The following is a 25625-nucleotide window of genomic DNA, read 5'->3' on the forward strand; positions in this document are numbered from 1 at the left end:
AATTCCGCAGACTGGGAATTCTGAGCCGTTCGTCCCACGATGTGGTTTCTTGTCGGGGGACGGGGCTAGGGTCCTTTCGTCTGTTCGAGTGACGAGGGAGTGGGGATTCGTGCGCTGGTTCCGGAACGCGTCCGTGATGGCGGTGGCCGTCGCGGCGACGCTCGGTTTGGCCGCCTGCGGCGGCAGCGACAGCGGTGACAAGCCCGCCGCGCAGGGCAAGGGCGGGGCGCCGATCGTCGTCGCGTCCTTCAACTTCACCGACAGCCAGATTCTCGCCGAGGTCTACGCGCAAGCGCTGGAGGCCAAGGGCTACCCGGTGACGCGCAAGCTGAACCTGGGCTCGCGCGAGCTGATCTACCCGTCGCTGAAGTCCGGTGAACTCCAGTTCATCCCGGAGTACCAGGGCGCGGCGATCACCACCGGCTTCGGCAAGGAGGCCGGGAAGACCGCGCAGGAGGAGCACGACCAGCTGGCCAAGCTGTTCGAGCCCAGCGGCGTCGGCCTGCTGAACTTCGCGCCGGCCGAGGACAAGAACACCTACATCGTCAAGTCCGACCTGGCCAAGGACAAGGGCATCGCGTCGATCAGCGACCTGAAGAAGCTCGACAAGGTCGTCATGGCGGGGCCGCCGGAGTGCGAGAAGCGCCTTCCGTGCTACCTCGGTTTCAAGGACGTCTACAAGCTGACCAACATCAGCTTCCAGACGATCCAGGAGGCCGGGCCGCGCGTCGAGCAGCTCAAGTCCGGGGCCGTCACGGTCATCCCGGTCGACTCGGTCAGCCCGCTGACCGGTGACTCGAAGTACACGGTGCTGAAGGACGACCTCAACATCGTGCCGACGGAGAACGTGGTGCCGGCGGTGAACAAGAAGGTCCTCGACGAGCGCGGCGCCGACTTCGCCAACGCGGTGAACGCGGTCAGCGCGAAGCTGACGACCGACGTGATGCGCGACCTGAACAAGCGCGTCGACTCCGACGGCGAGCAGGCCGCGGACGTCGCGAAGGACTGGCTCGCCCAGGCCGGTCTCTGAGTTACGCGGTCCCGCTGACGACCCACGCTCGGGCCGTCAGCGGGATCGTTCCGTCCGGGTTCGCCGGCAGCCGTCCGCGCAACAGCTCGCGCAACCGAGCCTGGTCCTCCTCGGCCAGCGTCGCCAGGTACGCCGGGCCCGGACCCTGCCGGCCGAGGAACGGCTGCCAGTAGTCGCCGAAATCGGCGAACGGCGTCGGGATCGTGAGGTCGTCGACCGTCACGTCGGTCAGGCCCGCTTCCGTCCACAGGCGACCGAACGGCTCCGGGCGGCACAGCGGGTACCGGCGGCCCTCGTGCAGCTCCACCGCCGCCGGGTTCAGCTCGGCCACCGCGTCCCAGAAGTACCGGAGCATCTCCATGCCCTGGGCCAGGTCCCACAGGTAGGCCACCGCCCGGCCGCCGGGGGCCGTCACCCGCCTGATCTCGGACGCCGCTGCCGCCGGGTCCGGCACGAAGTTCAAGACCAGGCCCGAGACGACCACGTCGAAGCGGTCGTCCGGGAAGGGCAGCTCACGAGCGTCCGCCACCGTGAACGTCACCCGCGGATCCGGCACGCGTGCGCGGGCCATGGCCAGGAACCCTTCCGACGGGTCGACGCCCGCGACCTCCACCGGGTCGGCCGCGGCCAGCACCGCCGCCGTCAGGGCACCCGTGCCGCAGCCGACGTCGAGCCAGCGGCGGCTCGGGGGGAGGTCGACGCGGCGGACGAACGTCTCCGCCAGGCGGCGGCTCCAGCGGCCCATGAATGCCTCGTACGCGTCACCCGACTGCCACATGGGACGCAGTACAGCACAAAACCCGCTGGTCAGTCGTTCGCCAGGTCGCCGGTGGCCGTGTCGCCCGCCGACGTTGCGCGGCGGAGGAACCCGGCGATCAGGTCGAGCTCCTCCTCGCTGTACCCCGCGCACAGCTCGTCCATCGCCGTGTTCATCCCCGCGTAGAGCCGGAACAGCTCGCCGGTGCGGCCGCGGACCGCGCGGACCGCCACCGATCGGCGGTCGGCCGCCTCCGGGTCGCGCTCGCGGACGATCCAGCCGCCCTTCTGCAGGCGGTCGAGGATGCCCGTCATCGTCGCCGGGTGCAGGCCCGCGCGGCGGGCCAGCGCGCTCGGGCTCAGCGGGCCGTGCCTGCCGATCAGCTCGAGGCAGTCCAGGTCGACGTCCTTGAGCGCCAGGTGCGCGCTGACCTGGTGGTTCAGCAGCGACAGCTGGGTACGCAGCTCCCGCAGCGACTCCTTCACCGCCACCGTCGACCGGCGGTGCGCTCCCGAACCCATGCCGGGCAGCCTAACCGCCGAGGGCGCCCGCCGGTGGTGCGCCGCACAGTGGAATCGTGGACCCTGATTCGTACGCCGGAGTACCGGAGAAGGAGTGAAATGGGAAAGGTCACGGCCACCGCGGAGCGCACCATCGACGCCCCGGCCGACAAGGTCCGCGCGCTCGTCGCCGACTACGCCGAGACGCGGCCGAAGCTGCTCACCGAGCACTACCGCGACTACCAGGTCACCGAGGGCGGCGTCGGTGCCGGGACCAAGGCCGGCTGGAAGCTGCAGGCGACGTCCAAGCGGGTGCGTGACGTCAAGGCGACGGTCACCGAGCCGAAGCCGGGGACGCTGGTCGAGACCGACGCGAACTCCAGCATGGTCACCACCTGGACGGTCACCGAAGCGGGTGAACGCAGTGTGGTGAAGATCGAGACCACGTGGGACGGTGCCGGTGGCATCGGCGGCTTCTTCGAGAAGACCTTCGCGCCGGGCGGGCTGAAGAAGATCTACGACGGTGTCTTGGGCAAGCTCGCCGAGATCGTGTGACCGGTCACATCCGGAATCTGCGCCCCGGTTAGCTGGTTGCATCGGGTGGAATCCGGGGCGCCTGCCCCGCTTCGAGAACTTGAAGGAGATCCGACGATGAGCACGGCGACCGAGATCCGGCTGGCTTCGCGGCCGGAAGGCGTTCCGACGCACGACAACTTCGAGATCGTCGACGTCGAGGTGCCGACGCCGGGCGACGGCCAGATCCTGGTCCGCAACCTGGTCATGAGCGTCGACCCGGCCATGCGTGGCCGCATGAAGGACGTCAAGTCCTACGCGCCGCCGTTCCAGGTCGGCGAGGTCATGTCCGGTGGCGCGGTCGGCGAGGTCGTCGAGTCCACCGTGGACGACGTCAAGCCGGGTGACCACGTGCTGCACCAGGCCGGCTGGCGCACCCACGCCGTGCTCGACGCCGGCCGGTACGTCAAGGTGGACGCCACCGCCGCGCCGCTGTCGACCTACCTCGGCGTGCTCGGCATGCCCGGCCTGACCGCGTACGCGGGCCTGCTGGAGTCGGCCGAGTTCAAGCCGGGCGACACCGTGTTCGTCTCCGGCGCGGCCGGGGCGGTCGGCTCGCTGGTCGGGCAGCTCGCGAAGCTGAAGGGCGCCAAGCGCGTCATCGGCTCGGCGGGTTCGGCGGAGAAGGTGCGCCACCTGATCGACGACCTCGGCTTCGACGCGGCCTTCAACTACAAGGACGGCCCGGTCGCCGAGCAGCTGCACCAGGCCGCGCCCGAGGGCATCGACGTCTACTTCGACAACGTCGGCGGCGAGCACCTCGAAGCCGCGATCGACGCGATCACCCTGCACGGCCGGATCGCCATCTGCGGGATGATCTCCACCTACAACGCCACCGAGCCGACGCCGGCGCCGCGCAACCTCGCGCAGGTCATCGCCAAGCGGCTCACCATCCGCGGCCTGCTGGTGCTCGACCACTGGGGCCTGCAGCAGCAGTTCGTCAGCGAGGTCGCACCGCTGGTCAACTCCGGCGAGATCAAGTACTCGGAGACCTTCGTCGACGGCATCCGCAACGCCCCCGAGGCGTTCCTGGGCCTGCTGTCGGGGGCCAACACCGGCAAGATGCTGGTCCGGATCGCCGACTAGAGCAGTCCGGCGAGCCCGGTCAGGGCCGGGATCGTGTACGTCGGCTCGGGTGAGCCGGGCAGCGGGCGGACGCCGGGGCGGGCGAGCAACGCCGTCCGCAGCCCGGCCGCCTGCGCGCCCGCGATGTCCCAGTCGTGCGCGGCGATCATCACCGCCGTCGCACCGGGGTAGGCGACCACGACCTGGTGGTACGGCTCCGGCGCGGGCTTGAGCCGGCCGACCTGCTCGGCCGAGAAGATCCGGTCGAGCAGCGGAGCCAGGCCGGCGTTCTGCAGCTGCGCCTCGGCCGTCGCGAGCGGCGAATTCGTCAGCGCGACGACGGTGTGGCCCGCTTCGCGCAGCTTCGCCAGGCCGGGTTCGACGTCCGGGTGGGCGGGCAGCGAGCGCAGGCCCGCGGCGATCGCGCCCAGGTCCGCCTCCCGCCCGTGCCGCGCGGCGACCTCGATGGCCGCGTCGCCGGCGATGCCCGCGAAGTCGCGGTAGCCGCCGGTCGCCGTCACGGTCAACACGGTGTGGATGGCCAGCCCGAACCACTCGCGCCGCAGCTCGGGTCCGCCGATCAGGGGATCCATCGCGGTCAGGTCGAGCAGGGTCTCGTTGACGTCGAAGACGCACAGCATGGGTTCAGTATCCGCTTGCTCACGCCGCCGCGGTCCGGCCCGTGATGACGATCCGCGCCGCTTCCGTGGACTTCTTCACCACCAGGTCCACCGAGTAGCCGTGCTTCACGAAGACGCCGTCGAGCTGGAACGTGCCGTAGCCGTGCGCCTGGGTGAACAGCTGCTCCATCAGCTCCAGCCCGGTCGCCGGGTCGGGCGCGACCGCCAGGCAGCGCAGCAGGAACTCGTCGGTCAGCCGACGGGTCTGTTCGTGCAGGCCGACGTGCTCCGGGCCGTGCAGGCCGTCGGCGTAGAGGACGTTCATCCCGGCCCGGCGCTCGATCACGTACCGCGTGTACGCGCCCGCGGCCGCCGCCAGCGCTTCGGCCGGGTCCTCGTGCTCGCCGGCCGCGGCCGTGACGCGGTCCGCCAGCTGGCACGCGATGTGGCACGCGACCTCGGCCAGCAGCGTCTCGCGGTCGGCGAAGTGCCGGTACGGCGCACCCGGGCTGACCTTCGCCCGGCGGGCGACCTCGGCGACCGAGAAGCCGGCCAGGCCCTGCTCCGCGATCAGGTCGAGGGAGACGCGCACGAGCTCGCCGCGGAGGTCGCCGTGGTGGTACTTGCCGCCCATGACCCGGATCACATCTCTCGTTCGAAATATGTAAGAGGGCTCTTACGTAGGACATGTATGAGACCTCTTACGACGGTACTTGAACCTGGAGGGTTCCATGAGCACCACCACGCACGCCATCGCCGCTCCGGCGCCGGGCGCGCCGCTGGCGCCGACCACGATCGAGCGCCGTGACCTGCGTCCCGACGACGTGCTGATCGACATCGCCTACGCCGGCATCTGCCACAGCGACATCCACCAGGCCAAGGAGGACTGGGGCCAGGCGATCTTCCCGATGGTCCCGGGCCACGAGATCGCCGGTGTGGTCGCCGCGGTCGGCTCGGACGTGACGAAGTACCAGGTGGGCGACCGCGTCGGCGTCGGCTGCATGGTCGACTCCTGCGGCGAGTGCGAGTACTGCCTGGCCGGCACCGAGCAGTTCTGCGTCAAGGGCAACATCCAGACGTACAACGGCGTCGGCTTCGACGGCGAGAACACCTACGGCGGCTACAGCAACCAGATCGTCGTCAAGGACGCCTTCGTCTGCCGCATCCCCGAAGGCATCGACCTCGACGTCGCCGCGCCGCTGCTGTGCGCGGGCATCACCACCTACTCGCCGCTGCACCACTGGGGCGCCGGCCCCGGCAAGAAGGTCGCCGTGATCGGCCTCGGCGGGCTCGGGCACATGGGCGTCAAGATCGCCGCCGCGATGGGCGCCGAGGTGACCGTGCTGAGCCAGAGCCTCAAGAAGCAGGAGGACGGCCTCAAGCTCGGCGCGACCGACTACTACGCGACCAGCGACGAGTCGACGTTCGACACGCTCAAGGGCAGGTTCGACGTCATCCTCAACACCGTGTCGGCCAAGCTGCCGATCGACGCCTACCTGAGCCTGCTCAAGGTCGGCGGCGCGATGGTGAACGTCGGCGCGCCGGGCGAGCCGCTGGCCTACAACGCCTTCTCGCTGCTGGGCGGCAACAAGGTGCTGGCCGGCTCGATGATCGGCGGCATCGCCGAGACCCAGGAGATGCTGGACTTCTGCGCGAAGCACGGCATCGGCGCGGAGATCGAGACCATCTCGGCCGACAAGGTCAACGAGGCCTACGAGCGCGTCGAGAACTCCGACGTCCGCTACCGCTTCGTCATCGACGCCAAGACCATCGGCGCCTGACCCTCGTGAGTGTTTAGGCGGGTTCTAACCCGCCTAAACACTCACGACCGGGGTCAGAAGACCACGGTGCGGTTGCCGTGCACCAGGACGCGGTTCTCCAGGTGCCACCGGAGGCCGCGCGCGAGGGTGACTTTTTCGATGTCACGGCCCTTGCGGACCATGTCCTCCACCGAGTCGCCGTGGCCGACGCGGATGACGTCCTGCTCGATGATCGGGCCCGCGTCGAGGTCCGCCGTCACGTAGTGGCAGGTCGCGCCGACCAGCTTCACCCCGCGCGTGTGCGCCTGGTGGTACGGCTTCGCGCCGATGAACGACGGCAGGAAGCTGTGGTGGATGTTGATCGCCCGGCCGGCCCACTCGCGGCACAGGTCCGCGGGCAGGATCTGCATGAACCGGGCCAGCACCACCGCGTGCGGGTCGTGCTCGTCGACCAGCTTGCGGACCTGCTCGAACGCCGCCGCCCTGTCCCCGGCCGGGAACGGCACGTGGTGGAACGGGATGCCGTGCGCGCGCGTGATGTCGGCGAGCGAGTCGTGGTTGCCGATCACCGCGGCGACGTCGACGTCGAGCTCCCCGGAGGCGACCCGGCCGAGCAGGTCGTACAGGCAGTGCCCGGCCTTCGAGACGAGGATCACCGCGCGGCGCCGCTCACCGGTGTCGCTGACCTGCCAGCTCGACTCCGCGGACAGCTCCGCGGCCACCTCGCCGAACCGGGCGCGCAGCTCGGCGGCGGCGAAGGGCAGCGAGTCGGCCCGGACCACCTGGCGGGTGAAGAACCAGCCCGTGTCCGGGTCGGTGTGGTAGGCCGCCTCGACGATCCAGCCGCCGTGCTCGGCGAGGAACCCGGAGATCCGGGCGATGATGCCGGTGCGGTCGGGGCAGCCGAAGGTGATGACGTAGCGGCGTTCGGGAGCGGTCACGCCGGACATTCTCCCCGCGCTGGTCAGACGGCCGGGAGCCGGTCCCCGCTGATCGCCGCCCGGTGCGGGCGGCCCCACAGCGCCCGGTAGACGTCGTCGGCGTCGCCGGTCACCTCGGTGCCCGGGGTGCCGACCGTCCACGTCCGCTCCGGGGTCGTGACCCGCACGTCGATGGCGAAGCCGCGACGCGGGACGACGAAGGTCAGGAACTCGTCGATGCCGTCGTTGGCGAATTCGGGGGAGAAGCGGGTGTGTGCCGGGTCCGGTAGGGCGGATTCGGCGTCGAGGCGGTGGATCGCGGTCTCGTGGGCCATCCGGCGGGTCCACGGCGTGTCCGGATTGCGCGTCAGTGCTTCGCGCAGGGCCAGGCGCCGACCGTCCCACCACCCGAGGACGTCTTCCCAGTCCGGTGGCGGCTCGGGGTGCGGCGGCCGCCCCATCGCCAGGCTGGTGATGGTGTCGTGCACGAGCGCGATGTGCGTCACCAGGTCATGGACAGTCCACTTCGGACAGTTCGGCACCGGGGCCGACGGCCCGGCCGCCAGCGCCGCCCGCTTCAGCGCGTCGGCGTGGACGTCGATCGCTTCGAGCATGGGCCGACCGTAGCCGTCGCCCGGCCTCGATGGCGAACACCAGACCCAGGCCCAGGCTGAACGACAGCAGCAGCCCCTTGGCCGGCTCGTCGGCGAAGGCGGCTCCGCCCGCGAGGCCGATCAACACGCTGTACACCGCCCAGATCGCCGCGCCGGCGGCGTCGAGCGGCACGAACCGGCGCAGCGGGTAGCCGAGGCTGCCGTTGGCCAGCGCACTGGCGACGCGGCCGCCGGGCAGGTAGCGGGCCGCGATGATCAGCAGGCCGCCGTTGCGCCGCACCTGGTCACGGGCCCACTCGTAGCGGCGGCGGCCGTCGGGGCCGCGTTGCAGCCGCGCGATGGCCTGCGGCCCGGCGGCGCGCCCGACCGCGTACCCGAGGCAGTCGCCGGCCCACGCGCCGGTGGCCGCGACGGCGGCCAGCAGGGCCAGCCGCGCCGGGTCGGGTCCGAGCAGGACGGCGACGGTGACGACGGTGGTCTCACTGGGCATGAAGGGCAGCAGCGCGTCCAACCCGGACACGGCGAAGACGAGCACCCAAAGCCACGGCGAACCGAGCGCGTCGCGCAGCAGTTCGGTGACGTGCCCCAGGAGTTCCACGGCTCAATGGTGATCACCGAAGGTCACTTCGGGGTGACGCAGCGGGGGTGGGCTGGTGAACGTTCAGGCGGGGGCGACCGCCGCCCACGGCACCGTCAGCTCGCCCAGCCGGATCCGCGACGGCGGGCCCACCACCGGCCAGCCCCGCGCGGCCAGCAGCCGGACCGTTTCCAGCCAGCGCGAACGCACGCCGAAGGACTGGTGGGGTGCCGCGGCCGCCCAGCAGGCGTCCAACCCGGACAGCAGCGCGTGGACGCGTTCACCGGGCACGTTCCGGTGGATCAGCGCCTTCGGCAGCCGCTCGGCGATCGTCGACGGGCGGTCCAGCCCGGCCAGCCGCATCGACAGCGTCAGGGAGACCGGCCCGGCCGCCGAGACCAGCACCCACGTCGACAGCCGCCCGATCTCGTCGCACGTGCCCTCCACCAGGAGGCCCTCGGCGGGCATCGAGTCCAGCATCAGGCCCCACGCGCCGGGCACCTCGTCCTCGGCGTACTGCCGGAGCACGTTGAACGCCCGCACCAGGACCGGCCGCGTCCCGGCCAGCTCGAACCCGCCGCGGCGGAACTCCAGCAGTGGCGGCGCCGCGGCGGACTGGGCGACCGCGACCCGCTCCGGGTCCAGCTCCAGGCCCAGCACGCGGACGTCCGGCCGGACCCGGCGCAGCCACCGCGCCAGTTCGACCGTCGTCACCGGGGAAGCGCCGTAACCGAGATCGACCACCAGCGGCGAGCCTGCCGTGCGCAGCAGCCGGGACGTCGGCGGTGCCGACGCGATCCACCGGTCGACCCGGCGCAGGCGGTTGGGGTTGGTGGTGCCGCGGGTCGGCGCGCCGACCGGGGTCAGTTTGCCTGCGCGAGCCACTTCGCGGTGAATTCGGCTTCGCGCTCCAGCAGTTTCGTGACCTGCTCGGCGATCACGCTCTCCAGCTTCCCGCCGAACAGCGGGATCCGGACGGTGACCTCGCCGCTGGTCCGGTGCACGGTCTTGTCGGCGTTGGCCAGCAGGGCGGTCCGCGCGGTGATCTCGCCCGGGACGCCGCCGACCTCGACCGAAGCGTTGCCCTGGTGGCCGGTGCCGTCGTTGCTGACGCGCCAGGTCTGCGTGCGGGTCACCAGCAGGTCGCCCTTGTGCAGCGTCCGCACCGCCTGCGGCAGCTTGTCCGCGCTGATGCCCTGCCGCAGCTGGTAGCGCAGGTCCGTGCCGGACACCTCGTACGCCAGCAGCGCCGCGTCGTGGCCGCCGATCTCCGCCAGGCGGGCCCGCAGCGCGTCCTCGCCGGCGACGGCCGCGTACGTGGACGCGACGTCGGCGGCGAACTCGGCGCGGTGCTCGATCCGGGATCCCATGGGCCGGACAGTACCGTCAGACCCGTGAACTCCGCCCGAACTCCCGCCCTCCCGAAGCTCTCCGCGTACACCACGCTGCGCCTCGGCGGCCCGGCTCGCCGGTTCGTCAGCGCCGTGACCAGCGAAGACCTCGTCGCGGCGGTCCGCGAGGCGGACGCGGCGGGCGAGCCGGTGCTGCTGCTCGGCGGCGGCTCCAACCTGGTGGTCGGCGACGCGGGGTTCGACGGCACGCTCGTCGAGGTGGCGAACACCGGCTGGCGGCGTGACGAGGACGTCGTCGAGGTCCAGGCCGGCCAGAACTGGGACGCGTTCGTGGCCGCGCTGGTCGAGGCCGGGCTGGGCGGCCTCGAGTGCCTCTCCGGCATCCCCGGTAGCGTCGGGGCGACGCCGATCCAGAACGTCGGCGCGTACGGCTGCGAGGTCGCCGAGTCGATCGTCTCGCTGGAGCTCTACGACCGCGTGACGCGCGAGGTGCGCACGCTCAAGGCCGACGAGCTCGGCTTCGCCTACCGCACCAGCGTCCTCAAGGGCACGGACACCGGCGTCGTCCTCTCGGTCCGGTTCGAGGTCCGCGAAGACGGCCTGTCCGCGCCCATCCGCTACGCCGAGCTGGCGCGCACGCTCGGCGTCGAGATCGGCGCGCGCGTCCCGGCCGCCGAAGCGCGCTCCGCGGTTCTCGGGCTGCGCCGCGGGAAGGGCATGGTGCTCGACCCGGACGACCACGACACGTGGAGCGCGGGCTCGTTCTTCACCAACCCGATCGTGCCGGGCGCCGAAGCCGAGGCCGTCCTCGAGCGGATCACGTCGGCCGTCGGGTCCGAGGTGCCGCAGTACCCGGCCGACGGCGGCGTCAAGCTGTCCGCGGCGTGGCTGATCGAGCGCGCCGGCTTCGGCAAAGGGTACCCCGGGCCGGGGAACCGCGTTTCGCTGTCGACGAAGCACACCCTCGCGCTGACCAACCGCGGCGACGCGACCACCGAGGACCTGTTGGCGCTGGCCAGGACGGTCCGGGACGGCGTTTTCGAGCGGTTCGGCGTCCGGCTGCACCCCGAACCGCTGCTGATCAACTGCGTGATTTGAGCCAAACCGGGCAACCCGTACGTGTCTGGGACGTCTTTGTCGACAAAGGCGTCGCCACCTGATTGGTTGGTCTTTACCTTCCGGCAGGTAACGTCGGCTGCGCTACCAGCGCTAAAGGCGTGTGCCCGCTGGTCCGCGGGGGATTTCGGGAGGTTTCGGTGATCGAACGGCGTACGGTCTTCAAGGCCGCTCTGGCGGCGGGGGCCGCCCTGGTCGCCGCCGCGTGTTCGAGCACGAACGACGGCACCGCGCTGCCCACCGGCGCCGCGGGTGCGGACGGCGAAGGCAGCCAGCCCGTGGCGAAGATCACGGCCGAGCCCGCCGCCGACGCCAAGGACGTGCCGGTGCTCAAGCCCGCCGTGCTGAAGGTGGCCGACGGCAAGCTCACCGAGTGCAAGCTGACCGCCGACGGCGGCAAGGCCGTCAAGGGCGATCTCACGCCCGACGGCCTCACCTGGACCAGCTCCGAGCCGCTCGGCTACGGCAAGACCTACACCTACGCGGCCAAGGCCACCGGCTCCGACGGCAAGCCGGTCGAGTTCAAGGGCACCTTCACCACGGTTTCCCCGGCCAAGCAGGTCCGCGCCACGCTCAACCCGGCCGACAACCAGACCGTCGGCGTGGCCATGCCGATCAGCGTCAAGTTCCAGTCGCCGGTCAAGGACCGCAAGGCGGTCGAGAAGGCCCTGTCCGTGAAAACGGACAAGGAGGTCGAAGGCGCCTGGGGCTGGCTGTCCGACAGCCAGGTCGACTACCGGCCGAAGGAGTACTGGCCGCAGAACATCACCGTGAACGTCGAGGCGAAGCTGTACGGCGTCGACCTGGGCGGCGGCGCGTACGGCAAGGCCGACGTCACGACGAAGTTCAAGATCGGCCGCAACCAGGTGGTCAAGGTCAACACCCCGGATCACCAGATGCACGTCTACCGCGGCGGCTCGCAGGTCAAGAGCTACCCGTGCGCGAACGGGCTGGACGCCGAGGTCGACCGCAACACCCCGAACGGCACCTACATCATCATGACCAGGGAGCCGACGGCCGTCTTCGACAACGCCCGCTACGGCTACACGAACGTCAACAAGAAGTGGGCCTGCCGGTTCTCCAACCACGGCGAGTACATCCACGAGAACCAGGACAACGCGGCCAACATCGGGAAGAACAACAACTCCCACGGCTGTGTCAACCTGCTGGAAGCCGACGCCAAGGACTACTTCGACTCGGCGATGATCGGCGACCCGGTCGAGATCACCGGCTCGAAGCTCAGCCCGCCGATGGCCTCGGACGTCAAGGACTGGAACTACAGCTGGGCGGCCTGGCAAGGGCTGGGTGCGAAGTAACCCGTGCGCACCGAAGTCGTCGGGCACGGCGGGGTCCGGCTCGGCCTGCGGGTCGAGGGCGAGGAGAACAGCCGGCCGATCGTGTTCGTGCACGGCTGGGCGCAGTCGGGCGGCTGCTGGGCCGCGCAGCTCGCCGACCCGGCGCTGACCGAGCGGTTCCGGCTGGTCGCCGTGGACCTGCGGGGGCACGGCGCCTCGGACGTCCCGGCCTCGGGCTACGACGACCCGCAGGTGTGGGCGGACGACCTCGCCGCCGTGCTCGACTTCGCCGGCCCGGACGCGATCGTCGTCGCCTGGTCCTACGGCGGCCTGGTACTGACCGACCACATCCGCGTGCACGGCACCGCACGCCTGCGCGGGCTCGTGCTCGTCGGTGCCATCACCGAGATCGGCCGCGACCGGCCAGGCGGGCGCGTCGGCGCGCTGATGCGCGAGCACATGCGCGCGATGCTTTCGGACGATCCGGACATCGCGGTCCCGGCGCTCACCGCGTTCAGCCGCGGGATGACGACCGGTCCGGTGCCCGGCGCGCAGGTCCAGGCCCTGCTCGGGGCGTCGCTGAGCGTGCCGCCGTCGGTCCGCTCGGCCCTGTTCCGCCGCGACGCCGGCAGCGAAGACGTGCTGGCCGCGATCGACAAACCGGCCCTGGTCGTGCACGGCACGGCCGACCGCGTGATCGAGCCCTCGGCGGCCGAACACGCCCTCGGGAAGATTCCGGGTGCCGTCGGGCGTTGGTTCGTTGACGGGGGGCACGCGCCCTTCGCCGAGTCCGCGGCCGAGTTCGACGCGGTGCTCCGGCAGTTCGCCGAGGAATGCTGAAGTACGCAGGAGACGTGACCAGGTGACCAGCTCCATCCGGAGGTTCCGGGCTGTGCCGCGCCGGATCGCCGTGCTGTCCGTGCACACCTCACCGCTCGAACAGCCGGGCACCGGCGACGCGGGCGGGCTGAACGTCTACGTCAGCCAGACCGCGACCGAGATGGCCCGCCGCGGCGTCGAGGTCGAGGTGTTCACCCGCGCGACCGCGTCCGGCCAGCCGCCGGTGGCCGAGCTGGCGCCCGGGGTGACCGTGCGGCACGTGCAGGCCGGTCCGTTCGAGCCGCTGGGCCGCGACGAGCTGCCCGCCCAGCTGTGCGCGTTCACCTCCGGCGTGCTGCGGACCGAGGCGTTCCACGAGCCCGGCCACTACGACCTGATCCACTCGCACTACTGGCTCTCGGGCCAGGTCGGCTGGCTCGCCCGCGACCGCTGGTCCGTGCCGCTGGTGCACACCGCGCACACCCTGGCGAAGGTGAAGAACGCCGCGCTCGCCGAGGGCGACAAGCCCGAGCCGCGCGTCCGCGTGATCGGCGAGGAGCAGGTGGTCGCGGAGGCCGACCGGCTGGTCGCCAACACCGCGGTCGAAGCGCGGCAGCTCATCGACCTCTACGACGCCGAGCCGCACGCGGTGCACGCCGTGCCGCCGGGTGTCGACCTCGAACGCTTCACCCCGGGCTCGCAGTCCCTCGCCCGCGCGGAGCTGGGCCTGGCCGACGACGACGTCGTGCTGGCCTTCGCCGGCCGGATCCAGCCGCTGAAGGCGCCGGACGTGCTGCTGCACGCCGCGGCCGCGATGCTGCGCCGCCGCCCCGAGCTGGCCTCCCGGCTGGTCGTGCTGATCGTCGGCGGACCGTCCGGGACCGGGCTGGAGCAGCCGCAGGCCCTGCGTGAGCTGGCCGTTTCCCTCGGCATCGAGCGGCAGGTCCGGTTCCTGCCGCCGCAGCCCGGCGAGGCGCTCGCCCGGGTGTTCCGCGCCGCCGACGTCGTCGCGGTGCCGAGCTACAACGAGTCGTTCGGCCTGGTCGCGCTGGAGGCGCAGGCCTGCGGGACGCCGGTGGTCGCGGCCGAGGTCGGCGGGCTGCCGGTGGCGGTGCCGCACGGCGTCTCCGGGCTGCTGGTGCCCGGGCACGGCGCCGACGAGTGGGCCGACGCGCTGGCCGCCGTCGCCCTGCGCCCGGACCGGCGCCGCGAACTGGCCGCCAACGCCGTCGTGCACGCGCGGCGGTTCTCCTGGCGCCGTACGACGGACGCGCTGCTGGACATCTATGCTCAGGCCACGAGCGCGTTTTCCCGCGCGCTGGACCTGCGCACGGAGGTGGCGGTGTGAGCCTGGACCGGCTGATCCAGTCTACTTTGGACTCCGCCGAGCTGAAGTACGACAAACGCGGTCCTGGCAAGTACTTCGTCACGCTGCCGGGCACCAAGAAGCTGCAGACGAACGCGTGGCTCGTCGACGGCGACCACGCGTTTTCGGTGGAGGCGTTCGTCTGCCGCCGTCCCGACGAGTCCCATGAGGACGTTTACCGGTTCCTGTTGCAGCGCAACGCCAAGCTCTACGGCGTGCACTACACAGTGGACAGTCTCGGGGACATCTACCTGGTCGGCCGGTTCGGCAAGGAGACGATGTCCGCCGACGAGCTCGACAAGGTGCTCGGCCAGGTGCTCGAAGCGGCCGACGGCGACTTCAACACGCTGCTGGAGCTGGGCTTCGCGACGTCGATCAAGCGCGAGTGGGACTGGCGCGTCTCCCGCGGCGAATCGCTGGCCAACCTCCAGGCGTTCAAGCACCTCGTCGCGCCCGAGAAGCCGCACGAACCGGGCTTGACCGAGTCGTGACCGGAGGCCGTGCAACGGCCGTGAACCGGACATCCGTCTCCTCGCCAGTCGAAACTGGAGGGAGACGCAGAATGCGAACTCGATGGAGAGCCGGGCTCGCGGCCGCCGCGGTGGCGTTCGCGCTGGCCGGGTGCTCGGCCGCGGAAAACGGGGCATCGTCCACGGCGGACAGTGCCGGGACCGGGCCGGTCCCGGCCGCGCCGCAGCAGGGCAAGGGCGGCGCGGCCAAGGTGACCCCGCCGCAGGCGGGTGCGACCGACCGCAAGCTCTCGCGCAGCGCCCGGCTCGAACTGACCGCCACCAAGGTCACCGACGTCGTCGCCCAGGCCCGCGGGATCGCGCAGGGCGCCGGCGGCTACACCGGGCAGGAGAGCACCGGCGACGAGTCGGCGACGCTCAGCCTCGCGGTGCCCGCGGACAAGCTCGACGGCGTGCTCGACCAGCTCTCGCACCTGGGGACGAGCCTGGTCAAGCGGGAGCTGAACACCCAGGACGTGACCGAGCAGGTCGTCGACGTCGAAGCGCGGCTGGCGACGCAGCGGGCGTCGGTGGAACGGATCCGCGCGCTGCTCGCGCGGGCGACCTCGGTGTCCGAGATCGCGTCGGTCGAAAGCGAGCTGACGAGCCGCGAGGCGACGCTCGAATCGCTCGAGCAGCAGCGGAACTCGCTGGCGGGCAGCGTCGCGATGGCGACCGTGGCGATGACCGTCCGCAGCGTCGCCGCGCCCCCGCCGCCCGGTGAAGACCACAGCGGCTTCCTCGGCGGCCTGGCCGGCGGCTGGCACGCGTTCCTGGTCTTCGGCGGCGGCCTGCTGACGGTGCTGGGAGCGATCGCGCCGTTCCTGCTGTTCCTCGCGCCGCTGGGCTGGCTGGCGTGGTGGCTGCACCGGCGTCGCCGCATCCCGGCGCCGGAACCGGAGCAGGGCTGAGCGGAACAGGCGGGACGGCTCGAGGGAGGGGGGAGTCGCGATCTCGAGCCGCCCCGCTGAAGTTCCCGCCGATCAGGACCCGGTGACGAGGGGGGTGCCAACGGGGCCGGGCGGGCCGCGGCTCGGCAGGGGGGAGACGAGCCGCGGTCAAAGCCCGAAACCGGCCGGGGAGTGCGTGGAATCCGGCCGCTCGGGACGTAGTCAACCTGTCAGATCCCGCCGGGTAATCACAAGGCTACTGGCTAGCCCGTTCGAGTGAATTTACCGCTGAGCGATAACAGTGCGCAGTCTGTTGCCGGGATTTTGCGCGTTGTTGGCCAACGGCCTTGTCGAAGAGTGAAGTGTTACTTCGGAGTAACACACTCTCGGTAGGACGCCGGGTGCGGCGGAGGTCACCAGTGGGCCGCGCGGTCCGTTCTGGCAGGCTAAGGGCCATGGCCGAGATTGGGACGTTGGTGCTGCTGCGGCACGGGCAGAGCACGTGGAACGCGGAAAACCTGTTCACCGGCTGGGTGGACGTACCGCTGTCGGAGCAGGGCGAGGGCGAAGCCCGCCAGGGCGGTCAGCTCCTGGCCGGCGCCGGCCTGCTGCCGGACGTGGTGCACACCTCGCTGCTGCGCCGTGCGATCTCCACCGCGAACATCGCGCTGGACGCCGCCGACCGGCACTGGATCCCGGTGAAGCGCGACTGGCGCCTCAACGAGCGCCACTACGGCGCGCTGCAGGGCAAGGACAAGAAGCAGACGCTCAACGAGTTCGGCGAGGAGCAGTTCATGCTCTGGCGCCGCTCGTACGACACCCCGCCGCCGGCGATCGACCCGAAGGACGAGTGGAGCCAGGCGGGCGACGCCCGCTACGCGAACCTCGGCGACGACGCCCCGCTGACCGAGTGCCTCAAGGACGTCGTCGAGCGGCTGCTGCCGTACTGGGAGTCCGAGATCGTGCCGGACCTGCGCGCGGGCAGGACGGTGCTGGTCGCCGCGCACGGCAACTCGCTGCGCGCGCTGGTCAAGCACCTCGACGGCATCTCCGACGCCGACATCGCGGGCCTGAACATCCCGACCGGCATCCCGCTGCGCTACGACCTCACCGAGGACCTGCGGCCGGTGCGGCCGGGCGGCGAGTACCTCGACCCGGAAGCGGCGAAGGAAGCCGCCGCCGCGGTGGCCAACCAGGGCCGCTGAGCTTTTCCGAAGGCCGCGCAACCGGGATCCCGGTTGCGCGGCCTTCGTGCGTCACAGGAGCCCGGCTTCGCGGGCGCGCGCCCCGGCCTGGAAGCGCGACGACGCCCCGAGCAGTTCCATCAGCTCCGCGACCCGCCGCCGGTACGTCCGCAGGCTGACGCCCAGAACCCGCGCCGCCGTCTCGTCCTTGCAGCCCGAGCCCAGCTGCTCCAGGATCTCCCGCGCGCCCAGCTCGGCGAACCGCGCCTGGTAGGACTCCAGGTCGGTCGCGCCGTGCCAAGCCGCCTCGAACAGGGACCGGATGCCCTGGACCAGGTCCGGGTTGCTGATCACCGTGTAGCCGCGGACCCCGCCGACCAGGTCGCCGGCCACGATGGCGATGCGGCGGTCGAGGATGATCGTCTCGTTGATCTCGCGCTCGGTGATCCGGATCCGGGCGCCGTTCTCCGCCATGAAGCGCAGGTGCTCGGCCAGCGCCGGGTCGAACAGCACGCCGGGCAGGTACACCTTGCGCACGGTCATCCCCTGCACCGACCGCTCGCGCTCGGGTGCGCTCGGGTGGGCCACCGACCAGGTGTGCAGGTCGCGAGCCGCGCACGAAATCTCCGTCGCGACCTCGAACAGGTGCGCCGTCCGCTCGAACAGCTCGGCCTCGCCGCGGACCATGACGACGTCGGTGACCTTCTCCACGTGTTCCAGTGTGGCAGCAAACTGCCAAACCCGGAGGTCACGCGAGCCCCGCCGGAAGGCTGGAGCCATGACCACGAACACGCTCCCCGCCGCCGCGGCGGGCACCTGGAAGCTCGGCTCCTTCGAAGTCAACCGCCTCGGGTTCGGCGCCATGCGCCTGATGTCCACCTCGGACGGCGGCATCCGCGCCCGCGAGACGTCGATCGCCGTGCTCCGGCGCGCCGTCGAGCTCGGCGTGAACCACTTCGACACCGCCGCCTTCTACTTCGCCGGCCCGCGCTCGGCCAACGAACTGCTCAACACCGCGCTCGCGCCCTACGACGACCTCGTCCTCACCACCAAGGTCGGCCCCGGCCGCGACTACGAGGGCACCTTCTACACCGCCCGGCCCGAGCAGCTGCGCGCCCAGGTCGAGGAGAACCTGCGCGAGCTGGGCCTGGACCACCTCGACGTCGTCAACTACCGGATCGGCCAGGCCCTCGACCGCGGCACCGGCTCGCTCGCCGACGGCTTCGGCGCCCTCGCCGAACTGCGCGAAGCCGGGCTGATCCGCGAGCTGGGCATCTCCAACGTCGGCCCCGAGCACCTCGCCGAGGCCCTCGAAATCGCGCCCGTCGTCTGCGTCCAGAACCAGTACGGCCTCACCGCGCGCCGCGAGGACGACGAGCTCGTCCGGATGTGCGCCGAGCGGGGGATCGCGTTCGTGCCGTTCTTCGCCGTCGCGAGCGGGACCGGCGAGGACGAGCGGGTCGCCGAAGTCGCCCGCCGCCACGACGTCACCCCGGCGCAGGTGCGGCTCGCGTGGACCCTGCACCAGGGCCCGCACGTGCTCGCCATCCCCGGCACCGGCGACGTCGGGCACCTCGAACAGAACGTTGCCGCGGCCGCGATCGAGCTCACCGAGGGCGATCTGGCGACCCTCGGGTGATTTCACCCGGAATGTCTCGCCGGGGAATCGATCGGGTGAACGCCGCCTGAAGCCCCGGCGAACATGTCCTCCGCAGGTGTCGCGGTGCTCACGACAAGGCGGACAACGCTAGGCCGAAGGGCCACTTCTCAGCTTACGATCGGGCCGTGACCACGCCTGTTTCACTCGCACTGGCCATCGGCGCACTGGTGGCCGGTGCGGTGGTCGGCTACTTCCTGGCGCGGGCCCGCACCCGCCGGGAGACCGCCCGGCCGCCGGGCCCGACCGTCGCGGAACTCCTCGAACGGCTGGTCCGCTCGTCCACCAACGGCATCGTCGTGCTGAACCGCTTCGGCGACATGGTGCTGCACAACCCGCGGGCCTACGAGCTGGGCCTGGTGAAGGTCAACCAGGCCGACCCGCGGGCCCGCAAGGCCGCCGAACAGGTCGTCGAGACCGACGAACCGCTGGAAATCGATCTCTCGCCGCTCGAAGCGCGCGGCCGCCAGCCGGAGGCGGTGCTCGGCCAGGTCCGGCCGCTCGGCGACGGCTTCACCGTCGTCGAGGCCGTCGACCACTCCGAGGCGATCCGGCTGGAGGCCGTGCGCCGCGACTTCGTGGCCAACGTCAGCCACGAGCTCAAGACGCCGGTCGGCGCGATCGCGCTGCTCACCGAGGCCGTGCTCGACGCCGCCGAGGACGTCGAGGAGGTCCGCCGCTTCGGCGGCAAGATCCTGCGCGAGTCCACCCGGCTCGGCCAGCTCGTGACCGAGCTGATCGCGCTGTCCCGGCTGCAGGGCGCCGAGCGGCTGCCCGACCTCAACGTCGTCGAGGTCGACGCGGTCGTGCGCGAGGCGCTCGGCCGGACCACGCTGTCGGCCGAGTCCGCCGACATCAGCATCACCACCGACGCGGCCAGCGGCCTGCTCATCGAGGGCGACCGGACGCTGCTGGTCACGGCGCTGTCGAACCTGCTGGAGAACGCGGTCGCGTACTCGCCGGCCGGCAGCCCGGTGTCGATCAGCAGGCGGCTGGCCGACGGCATGGTCGAGGTCGCCGTCACCGACCGCGGCATCGGCATCCCCGAGGACGAGCAGACGCGTGTGTTCGAGCGCTTCTACCGCGCCGACAAGGCCCGCTCGCGCGCCACCGGCGGCACCGGGCTGGGCCTGGCGATCGTCAAGCACGTCGCGGCCAACCACGGCGGCTCGGTCGGGCTGTGGAGCCGTCCGGGCACCGGCTCGACGTTCACCCTGCGCATCCCCGCGCACGTCAGCCCCGAGCCGGCCCCCGAGCCGGCGCGGGCGGCCAAGACCTCGCCGGCACCGCGGCAGGAGAAGACCCCCGAGCGCACCCAGAGGCTCGTGGTTACCGGGCAGGACAGCCCAGATCATGGAGGAAACCTGTGACCAGGGTTCTCATCGTCGAGGACGAGGAGTCGTTCGCCGACCCCCTCGCCTTCCTGCTGCGCAAGGAAGGGTTCACCGCGGCCGTGGCCGGGACGGGCCAGGCGGCGCTGGAGGAGTTCGACCGCAACGGCGCCGACATCGTGCTGCTCGACCTGATGCTGCCGGGGATGAGCGGCACCGACGTCTGCAAGCAGCTGCGCCAGCGTTCGGCCGTGCCGGTCATCATGGTGACCGCGCGCGACAGCGAGATCGACAAGGTCGTCGGCCTGGAGCTGGGCGCGGACGACTACGTGACGAAGCCCTACTCGGCGCGCGAGCTGATCGCACGGGTCCGCGCGGTGCTCCGCCGCGGCGGAGAGCCGGGCACGGACGGCGAGCTGGCCCCGCTGGTGCTGTCGGCGGGCCCGGTCCGGATGGACGTCGAGCGCCACGTGGTGACGGTCGACGGCGCGGAGGTGTCGCTGCCGCTGAAGGAGTTCGACCTGCTGGAGTACCTGCTGCGCAACGTCGGCCGGGTGCTGACCCGCGGGCAGCTGATCGACCGGGTGTGGGGCGCGGACTACGTGGGCGACACGAAGACCCTCGACGTCCACGTGAAGCGGCTGCGCTCGAAGATCGAGCCGGACCCCGGCTCGCCGCGGCACCTGGTGACGGTTCGTGGCCTGGGCTACAAGTTCGAGACGTAAGTCCTTTTCGGTGCGGTATCGCCCGGTAACGCCCACTGTGGAGGCGCGCCGGGGCGGTACCGCACCGAGTGTTTTCGGTTACAAGTTCGAGACCTGGCGCTGGGGCCGGTACCGTGGACACCCGTGCGCCTAGGGGTACTCGACGTCGGTTCCAACACCGTCCACCTGCTCGTGGTCGACGCCCACCGGGGCGCCCACCCGACGCCGATGCATTCCGAAAAGGCCGTGCTCCGCCTCGCCGAGCGGATCACCAGGGGCGGGGAGCTCAGCCGGGCCGGGGCCGACGAGCTCTGCACCGCGGTCCAGTCCGCCAAGGAAGCCGCCGCCCGCCTCGGGTGCGAGGAAGTCATGGCCTTCGCCACGTCGGCCGTGCGCGAGGCGAAGAACTCCGCCAAGGTGCTCGCCCGGGTGGCCGAGGAAACCGGCGTCGAGCTGCAGGTGCTCTCCGGGGTCGACGAGGCCCGGCACACCTTCCTCGCCGTCCGGCGGTGGTACGGGTGGTCGGCCGGGCAGCTGCTGGTGCTCGACATCGGCGGCGGCTCCCTCGAAATCGCCATGGGCCGCGACGAAGAGCCCGTGCTGGCCGAATCCCTGCCGCTGGGGGCCGGGCGGACCACGCGCACCCGCTTCAGGCACGACCCGCCGACGCGCTCGGAGCTCGTCGCGACATCCGCGTGGCTGGACGACCAGCTCACCGAACTCGCCCGCAAGGTCACCAAATGGGGTGAACCCGATCGGGTCGTCGCCACGTCGAAGACGTTCCGCTCGCTCGCCCGGCTGACCGGCGCCGCCCCCTCGGCGGCGGGCCCGCGCGTGCGACGTACGCTTTCGGACACCGCATTGCGCCAGCTCCTGGCCTTCATCTCGCGGATGCCGTCGGCCGATCTCGCACAGCTCGAGGGCGTCAGTTCGAGCCGGTCGCACCAGCTGGTGGCGGGGGCGCTCGTCGCGCAGGCCACGATGCGGGCGCTCGGTGTGCCCGAACTCGAGATCTGCCCGTGGGCGCTGCGAGAGGGTGTCATCCTGCGGCGGCTGGACCATTCCAACGGCGCGGATGAGACTGGAGCCGCCCTCGTGGGGCGCTTCGGCGCACAGGAGGACCGGTGAAAGCACACGGCTGGACTTCGCACGCAGAGGATGGGCACGGTGGAGAGGTGACGGACATGCAGAGGACGGCGTACAGCGCGCGCTGCGCCACCGAGCTGCCGTCGGGGACCTCTCCGAGAGGTGCCGAGGACCCGGAGCGCGCAGGGGATTACCAGGTATGACGGACCAGACCGGAGGCGACCAGCCGCCGCAGAAGACCGTGGCTGAGCTGCTCGCCCAGCACGGTGCCCAGGTCGACGGCGGACGCCGTCGCCGTCGCCGCGCGGCCGATGACGACGACGAACCCGGCACCCCCGAAGTCCCGCCCGGGGCGACCGGCTCGCACCGGCGTCCCGGCGTGAGCGACACCGGCCCGCAGGCGATCATCGACCGGGTCGCCGCGGAGGGCACGCCGCCCCCGCCGGCGCCCCCCGCCCGGCCGGCCGGACGGCGTCGCGCCGAGCCGCCACCCCCGCCGCCGCCCGCGCCCCGGGCGGTGCCGCAGGACTCCCAGCCGATGCCGCGGCCGGTGCCGCCGCCCCCGGCGCGGCCCGCCCCGGGCGGCGCCGAGTCCGGCCAGTACGCGCGCCCGGTCCCGCAGGAGTCCGGCCAGTTCGCCCGGCCACCGCAGGAGTCCGGGCAGTTCTCGCGCCCGCAGGAGCCGGCGCAGCCGCCGGCGCCACCCCAGCCGTCGCAGCAGCTGCCCGTGCCGCCGCGCGGGGCGCCCCGGCGGCAGCCGCCGCCTCCTTCGCAGCAGCTGCCGGTTCCGCCGGCCGCCGAGGAGACCCGCGGGGCCGTCCCGCCGGTCCGGCGCCGTCCCGGGCCGCCGCAGCCGTCCCAGCAGCTGCCGACCCCGCCCCAGCCGTCGCAGCAGCTCCCGGTGCCCCCGCCGCCCGGCGGGCCGCTGTCGGCCCGGCTCGACGGCCTCAACGGCACCCCGGACGCCGACATCGACGTCCCGCCGGGCCCGATGGCCAGTGGAACTTTCGCGACGCCGCCCGCCGCGCCCGGCCGCCCGCGCCGCGCCCCGGCGCGCCGTCCCGAGCCGAAGCGCGAGGACCACACCGAGCAGTTCTCGGCGATCCCCGACGACGAGCCGCCGGCCCCGCCGGTGCCGCCGAAGGGCAAGAAGCCCGAGCCGCCGGAGCCGTCGTCGCCCGCGGGCCTGGCGAACTGGCGCAAGCGCCGCCAGAAGGAGCAGATGGAGGACACCGAGATCGGCGTGATGCCGGCGGTGCCCACCGACGCCCCGGACGACGGCTACCCCGAGGACGACTTCGAGCCCGACGGATTCGCCCCGGAAGGCAGCGGCTACCAGGCCGCCTACGACGCGGGCCCGCCGACCGGCGCGTACCCGCCGCCGATGCCGTTCGCGCCCGGCGACCGTGCCTCCCGGGCGCCGATCCCGGACGACCTCGAGCCCTACGAGCGCGAGTTCGCCGACGGCTACCCGGCGGACGGCCCGGACTTCGAGCAGGACGACTACGCCTACGAGCAGGGCGAAGGCTACGAGGACGACGAGTACAACGACGTCCCCGAGCCGGCCCCCGAGCCGGAGCCGGCGGCCTCGCCCGGCAAGCAGTGGCTGGCCCTGGCCGGCCAGCTGGCGATGGGCGTGGTCGGCGGCGCGGCCGTCTGGCTGGGCTTCAACTGGCTGTGGGTGAACATCCCGGCCGCCGCGCTGGTCGCCGCGCTGCTGGTGGTCGTCGCGCTGGTCTGGATCGTGCGGAAGATCCGCCGCGCCGAAGACCTGCAGACGACGGTGCTCGCGGTGCTGGTGGGCCTGGTGGTGACGGTGTCACCGGCGGCGCTGCTGCTCGTCGGACGCTGACGCGGGAGCGGTGACCCGGGTCGCGTTGACGGACCGGCGGTGCCGCGCACCCACCGCGGGCGAGGCAGGATGGCGCGCGTGACAGACGAGCAGCCGATCCCCGTGGGACTCAGCACGGCGTCCGTGTGGCCCCTCAAGGCGGGGACGGCCTTCGAGCTGGCCGCCGAGCTCGGCTACGACGGTGTCGAGGTGATGGTCTGGGCCGACCCGGTCAGCCAGGACGTCACGGCGCTGCGGCGGCTGTCCCGGCGCACCGGCGTGCCCGTGCTGTCGATCCATTCGCCGTCGCTGCTGATCACGCAGCGGATCTGGTCGCCGGACCCGGTCGTGCGGCTGCGGATGTCCGTCGACGCCGCCGTGGAGCTCGGTGCGCGCACGGTGGTGGTGCACCCGCCGTTCCGCTGGCAGCGCCGGTACGGCGACGCATTCGGCGATCTGGTCGCGGAACTGGAGGAGTCGAGCGGCGTCGAAATCGCGGTCGAAAACATGTTCAAGGTGCGGCCGCCCGGTGGTTCGAAGAATTCCCGCGTCTCCGCGTTCCGGCCGTCGATCGACCCGACGGACGTCGGGTTCCGGCACTACACGCTCGACCTGTCCCACACAGCGGCAGCCGAGATGGACGCGCTGGCGCTGGCGCAGCGGATGGGGGACGGCCTCTCGCACGTCCATCTGGCCGATGGCACCGGCGTCCCGAAGGACGAACACCTGGTCCCCGGACGCGGCGGCCAGCCCTGCGCCGAGCTGCTCGAGAAGCTGGTCAGCAACGGTTTCGCCGGCCAGATCGTGCTGGAGATCAACACCCGCCACGCCGTCACCGCGGCCACGCGGGTCCGCGATCTGGCCGAGGCGCTGTTGTTCGCGCGGTTCCACCTCGGGCAATAACCCGGGCACGTTCCGGCCGGACACCACTGCTCCCGAGTGCATTTCCGCCGATCCAACCCGTAAAGTTCGGACCGTGAAACCGTCGCTCTCGTTGATCGTCACCTCCCGGAATTCCCGAATCGGCGCGGACCGTTCGTGAGCGGAATCGACGGCACCGCCGTGTCCTTCGACACGGCGAGTGCGGCGCGGTCGCTGGGGGACGGCACCTTCACCGCGGTGCTGCGTGCGGAATGGGCCATCGGCTCGCACCCGCACGGGGGTTTCCTGCTGGCCCTGCTGGCGCGCGCGGCGATCGCCGCGCTGCACGAGCGCGGCGAGCCGCACGCCGAGCCGCTGGTGGTCAGCGCGGAGTTCCTGCACGCGCCCGCGCTCGGCCCGGTGCTGCTGCGCACGGACGTCCGCAAGGTGGGCCGCCGCGCGACGGTCGTCGAGGTTCGCCTGGAGCAGCGCGGCCGCAGCTGCGTCGAGGCCCGGGTGACGACGGGACGGCTCCCGATGCGGCGCCCGGAGTGGACGGACGTGCCGTCGATGCCGGCCGAGCCGCCGCCCGGGGCGCTGGCGATGGCCGAGAGCACGGAGGGCCCGTTCAACCTGGCCAAGGGCTGCGAGGTCCGGCTGGACCCGGCGACGGCGGGTTACCTGGCCGGGCGCACGGGCGAGCCACCCCGGATGCGGCTGTGGGTGCGGCCGCGGCACAGCCTGGTGGACCCGTACTTCACGCTGCTGGCCTCGGACGTGAACCCGCCGGTGGTGATGAACCTCGGCCGCATCGGCTGGGCTCCGACGGTCCAGCTGACGGCGTTGCTGCGGACCCGCCCGGCCCCGGGCTGGCTGCGGGTGGTGGTGGAGTCGAGGTCGGTCCACGAGTCGTGGTTCGACTCGGACGCGACGGTGGTCGACGCCCAGGGCCGCCTGGTGTGCCAGGCCCGCCAGCTCGGCCTGGCCCCGGCCCCGGGCGGCTGACCCCCCGGCCGACCCTCCAGGTACGCGAACCGACCCTCCAGGCACGCGAACCGACCCCTCAGGTACGCGAACCGACCCTTCAGGTACGAACGCGCCTCCGGGCCCGGAGGGGCATCACGTGCGCTCCGAGAGGCATCACGCGTGACTGGCGGGGCATCACGCGTGATCGAGGGGGCATCACGCGTGATCGGGGCGGCGGCACG

Annotated in this window: 28 protein-coding genes; 18 read left to right on the forward strand and 10 right to left on the reverse strand. The window is 72.0% G+C overall.

Annotation, left to right across the window (positions count from 1 at the left end):
* Positions 1–109: 109 nt before the first annotated feature.
* Positions 110–1030 (forward strand): ABC transporter substrate-binding protein, encoded by a 921-nt coding sequence (locus ABZW17_RS06820; protein ID WP_354810425.1) that lies wholly within the window; start codon positions 110–112, stop codon positions 1028–1030.
* A 1-nt stretch (position 1031) separates the two neighbouring features.
* On the opposite strand, the gene ABZW17_RS06825 is transcribed toward ABZW17_RS06820, so the two are convergent.
* Together ABZW17_RS06825 and ABZW17_RS06830 are read right to left on the reverse strand one after the other, a co-directional pair.
* On the reverse strand, positions 1032–1808 hold the full coding sequence (locus tag ABZW17_RS06825; RefSeq protein ID WP_354810427.1) for a methyltransferase domain-containing protein: 777 nt from the start codon (positions 1806–1808) through the stop codon (positions 1032–1034).
* A 29-nt stretch (positions 1809–1837) separates the two neighbouring features.
* Positions 1838–2308: a MarR family transcriptional regulator gene (locus ABZW17_RS06830; protein WP_354810429.1), complete on the reverse strand. Its 471-nt coding sequence runs from the start codon at positions 2306–2308 to the stop codon at positions 1838–1840.
* Positions 2309–2407: 99 nt separating this feature from the next.
* Between ABZW17_RS06830 and ABZW17_RS06835 the strand changes: the two genes are divergently transcribed.
* Positions 2408–2842, forward strand: a complete 435-nt coding sequence (locus ABZW17_RS06835; protein WP_354810431.1) for an SRPBCC family protein — start codon at positions 2408–2410, stop codon at positions 2840–2842.
* A 96-nt stretch (positions 2843–2938) separates the two neighbouring features.
* A complete protein-coding gene (locus tag ABZW17_RS06840; RefSeq protein WP_354810433.1) occupies positions 2939–3946 on the forward strand; it encodes an NADP-dependent oxidoreductase in 1008 nt (335 codons plus the stop codon).
* Here ABZW17_RS06840 and ABZW17_RS06845 read toward each other — a convergent pair.
* Positions 3943–4566: an HAD family hydrolase gene (locus ABZW17_RS06845; protein WP_354810435.1), complete on the reverse strand. Its 624-nt coding sequence runs from the start codon at positions 4564–4566 to the stop codon at positions 3943–3945. The genes ABZW17_RS06840 and ABZW17_RS06845 overlap by 4 nt on opposite strands.
* Positions 4567–4585: 19 nt before the next feature.
* Positions 4586–5179 (reverse strand): TetR/AcrR family transcriptional regulator, encoded by a 594-nt coding sequence (locus ABZW17_RS06850; protein ID WP_354810437.1) that lies wholly within the window; start codon positions 5177–5179, stop codon positions 4586–4588.
* Between the two features lie 97 nt (positions 5180–5276).
* Here ABZW17_RS06850 and ABZW17_RS06855 point away from each other — a divergent pair, with 97 nt between their 5' ends.
* The gene (locus ABZW17_RS06855) at positions 5277–6326 is read left to right on the forward strand and encodes an NAD(P)-dependent alcohol dehydrogenase (RefSeq protein WP_354810439.1); all 1050 of its coding nucleotides are present in this window, start codon (positions 5277–5279) and stop codon (positions 6324–6326) included.
* A 53-nt stretch (positions 6327–6379) separates the two neighbouring features.
* Here ABZW17_RS06855 and purU read toward each other — a convergent pair whose 3' ends face one another.
* The 5 genes from purU to ABZW17_RS06880 form a co-directional block, all read right to left on the reverse strand.
* Positions 6380–7255 carry a formyltetrahydrofolate deformylase gene (gene purU / locus ABZW17_RS06860; protein ID WP_354810441.1) on the reverse strand — a complete coding sequence of 292 codons (876 nt, stop codon included), beginning with the start codon at positions 7253–7255 and terminating at the stop codon, positions 6380–6382.
* Between the two features lie 14 nt (positions 7256–7269).
* Entirely contained in the window at positions 7270–7839 is a 570-nt protein-coding gene (locus ABZW17_RS06865) for a maleylpyruvate isomerase family mycothiol-dependent enzyme (RefSeq protein ID WP_354810443.1), read from the reverse strand.
* Complete coding sequence (locus ABZW17_RS06870) at positions 7736–8437, reverse strand: VTT domain-containing protein (RefSeq protein WP_354810445.1); 702 nt, start codon at positions 8435–8437, stop codon at positions 7736–7738. Before ABZW17_RS06870 ends, ABZW17_RS06865 begins: the two co-directional genes overlap by 104 nt.
* 63 nt (positions 8438–8500) lie before the next feature.
* The gene (locus ABZW17_RS06875) at positions 8501–9301 is read right to left on the reverse strand and encodes a class I SAM-dependent methyltransferase (RefSeq protein WP_354810447.1); all 801 of its coding nucleotides are present in this window, start codon (positions 9299–9301) and stop codon (positions 8501–8503) included.
* On the reverse strand, positions 9280–9786 hold the full coding sequence (locus ABZW17_RS06880) for a DUF2505 domain-containing protein (protein WP_354810449.1): 507 nt from the start codon (positions 9784–9786) through the stop codon (positions 9280–9282). Before ABZW17_RS06880 ends, ABZW17_RS06875 begins: the two co-directional genes overlap by 22 nt.
* A 24-nt stretch (positions 9787–9810) precedes the next feature.
* Between ABZW17_RS06880 and ABZW17_RS06885 the strand changes: the two genes are divergently transcribed.
* The 7 genes from ABZW17_RS06885 to ABZW17_RS06915 all read left to right on the forward strand — a co-directional run bounded on the left by ABZW17_RS06885 (position 9811) and on the right by ABZW17_RS06915 (position 16968).
* Positions 9811–10866: a UDP-N-acetylmuramate dehydrogenase gene (locus tag ABZW17_RS06885; protein WP_354810451.1), complete on the forward strand. Its 1056-nt coding sequence runs from the start codon at positions 9811–9813 to the stop codon at positions 10864–10866.
* Between the two features lie 158 nt (positions 10867–11024).
* Positions 11025–12200 carry an Ig-like domain-containing protein gene (locus tag ABZW17_RS06890; protein WP_354810453.1) on the forward strand — a complete coding sequence of 392 codons (1176 nt, stop codon included), beginning with the start codon at positions 11025–11027 and terminating at the stop codon, positions 12198–12200.
* Positions 12201–12203: 3 nt separating this feature from the next.
* Positions 12204–13019, forward strand: coding sequence for an alpha/beta hydrolase (locus tag ABZW17_RS06895; protein WP_354810455.1), 816 nt, complete (start codon positions 12204–12206; stop codon positions 13017–13019).
* Between the two features lie 52 nt (positions 13020–13071).
* Entirely contained in the window at positions 13072–14346 is a 1275-nt protein-coding gene (gene mshA / locus ABZW17_RS06900; protein ID WP_354810457.1) for a D-inositol-3-phosphate glycosyltransferase, read from the forward strand.
* Positions 14343–14855 carry a YbjN domain-containing protein gene (locus tag ABZW17_RS06905; protein WP_354810459.1) on the forward strand — a complete coding sequence of 171 codons (513 nt, stop codon included), beginning with the start codon at positions 14343–14345 and terminating at the stop codon, positions 14853–14855. The genes mshA and ABZW17_RS06905 overlap by 4 nt, the downstream gene beginning before the upstream one ends.
* Before the next feature lie 71 nt (positions 14856–14926).
* Positions 14927–15784: a DUF4349 domain-containing protein gene (locus ABZW17_RS06910; protein ID WP_354810461.1), complete on the forward strand. Its 858-nt coding sequence runs from the start codon at positions 14927–14929 to the stop codon at positions 15782–15784.
* Between the two features lie 434 nt (positions 15785–16218).
* Complete coding sequence (locus ABZW17_RS06915) at positions 16219–16968, forward strand: phosphoglyceromutase (RefSeq protein WP_354810463.1); 750 nt, start codon at positions 16219–16221, stop codon at positions 16966–16968.
* Between the two features lie 51 nt (positions 16969–17019).
* Here the strand turns inward: ABZW17_RS06915 and ABZW17_RS06920 are convergent, their stop codons facing one another.
* Positions 17020–17658 (reverse strand): DNA-binding response regulator, encoded by a 639-nt coding sequence (locus ABZW17_RS06920; protein ID WP_354810465.1) that lies wholly within the window; start codon positions 17656–17658, stop codon positions 17020–17022.
* 67 nt (positions 17659–17725) lie between these two features.
* On the opposite strand from ABZW17_RS06920, the gene ABZW17_RS06925 reads away from it, so the two are divergent.
* The 7 genes from ABZW17_RS06925 to ABZW17_RS06955 all read left to right on the forward strand — a co-directional run bounded on the left by ABZW17_RS06925 (position 17726) and on the right by ABZW17_RS06955 (position 25422).
* The gene (locus ABZW17_RS06925; RefSeq protein ID WP_354810467.1) at positions 17726–18586 is read left to right on the forward strand and encodes an aldo/keto reductase; all 861 of its coding nucleotides are present in this window, start codon (positions 17726–17728) and stop codon (positions 18584–18586) included.
* A gap of 146 nt (positions 18587–18732) precedes the next feature.
* A complete protein-coding gene (locus tag ABZW17_RS06930) occupies positions 18733–19974 on the forward strand; it encodes an ATP-binding protein (protein ID WP_354810469.1) in 1242 nt (413 codons plus the stop codon).
* The gene (locus ABZW17_RS06935; protein WP_086680214.1) at positions 19971–20660 is read left to right on the forward strand and encodes a response regulator transcription factor; all 690 of its coding nucleotides are present in this window, start codon (positions 19971–19973) and stop codon (positions 20658–20660) included. The genes ABZW17_RS06930 and ABZW17_RS06935 overlap by 4 nt, the downstream gene beginning before the upstream one ends.
* Before the next feature lie 123 nt (positions 20661–20783).
* Positions 20784–21767, forward strand: a complete 984-nt coding sequence (locus ABZW17_RS06940) for a Ppx/GppA phosphatase family protein (protein WP_354810471.1) — start codon at positions 20784–20786, stop codon at positions 21765–21767.
* A gap of 157 nt (positions 21768–21924) precedes the next feature.
* Positions 21925–23577, forward strand: coding sequence for a hypothetical protein (locus ABZW17_RS06945; protein ID WP_354810473.1), 1653 nt, complete (start codon positions 21925–21927; stop codon positions 23575–23577).
* Between the two features lie 69 nt (positions 23578–23646).
* Positions 23647–24459: a sugar phosphate isomerase/epimerase family protein gene (locus tag ABZW17_RS06950; RefSeq protein WP_354810475.1), complete on the forward strand. Its 813-nt coding sequence runs from the start codon at positions 23647–23649 to the stop codon at positions 24457–24459.
* Positions 24460–24603: 144 nt separating this feature from the next.
* Positions 24604–25422: a thioesterase family protein gene (locus ABZW17_RS06955; RefSeq protein WP_354810547.1), complete on the forward strand. Its 819-nt coding sequence runs from the start codon at positions 24604–24606 to the stop codon at positions 25420–25422.
* Positions 25423–25625: the final 203 nt, after the last annotated feature.

The organism is Amycolatopsis sp. NPDC004625 (assembly GCF_040609695.1).
Taxonomy (GTDB): domain Bacteria; phylum Actinomycetota; class Actinomycetes; order Mycobacteriales; family Pseudonocardiaceae; genus Amycolatopsis.

Bases quoted from the DNA above. Each gene is read 5' to 3' on its own strand.
- ABZW17_RS06915 (WP_354810463.1), top strand. From the start codon at position 16,219: ATGGCCGAGATTGGGACGTTGGTGCTGCTGCGGCACGGGCAGAGCACG.
- ABZW17_RS06945 (WP_354810473.1), top strand. From the start codon at position 21,925: ATGACGGACCAGACCGGAGGCGACCAGCCGCCGCAGAAGACCGTGGCT.
- ABZW17_RS06865 (WP_354810443.1), bottom strand. From the start codon at position 7,839: ATGCTCGAAGCGATCGACGTCCACGCCGACGCGCTGAAGCGGGCGGCG.
- ABZW17_RS06835 (WP_354810431.1), top strand. From the start codon at position 2,408: ATGGGAAAGGTCACGGCCACCGCGGAGCGCACCATCGACGCCCCGGCC.
- ABZW17_RS06910 (WP_354810461.1), top strand. From the start codon at position 14,927: ATGCGAACTCGATGGAGAGCCGGGCTCGCGGCCGCCGCGGTGGCGTTC.
- ABZW17_RS06840 (WP_354810433.1), top strand. From the start codon at position 2,939: ATGAGCACGGCGACCGAGATCCGGCTGGCTTCGCGGCCGGAAGGCGTT.
- ABZW17_RS06850 (WP_354810437.1), bottom strand. From the start codon at position 5,179: ATGGGCGGCAAGTACCACCACGGCGACCTCCGCGGCGAGCTCGTGCGC.
- ABZW17_RS06825 (WP_354810427.1), bottom strand. From the start codon at position 1,808: ATGTGGCAGTCGGGTGACGCGTACGAGGCATTCATGGGCCGCTGGAGC.
- ABZW17_RS06925 (WP_354810467.1), top strand. From the start codon at position 17,726: ATGACCACGAACACGCTCCCCGCCGCCGCGGCGGGCACCTGGAAGCTC.
- ABZW17_RS06855 (WP_354810439.1), top strand. From the start codon at position 5,277: ATGAGCACCACCACGCACGCCATCGCCGCTCCGGCGCCGGGCGCGCCG.
- ABZW17_RS06830 (WP_354810429.1), bottom strand. From the start codon at position 2,308: ATGGGTTCGGGAGCGCACCGCCGGTCGACGGTGGCGGTGAAGGAGTCG.
- ABZW17_RS06950 (WP_354810475.1), top strand. From the start codon at position 23,647: ATGGCGCGCGTGACAGACGAGCAGCCGATCCCCGTGGGACTCAGCACG.
- ABZW17_RS06880 (WP_354810449.1), bottom strand. From the start codon at position 9,786: ATGGGATCCCGGATCGAGCACCGCGCCGAGTTCGCCGCCGACGTCGCG.
- ABZW17_RS06845 (WP_354810435.1), bottom strand. From the start codon at position 4,566: ATGCTGTGCGTCTTCGACGTCAACGAGACCCTGCTCGACCTGACCGCG.
- purU (WP_354810441.1), bottom strand. From the start codon at position 7,255: ATGTCCGGCGTGACCGCTCCCGAACGCCGCTACGTCATCACCTTCGGC.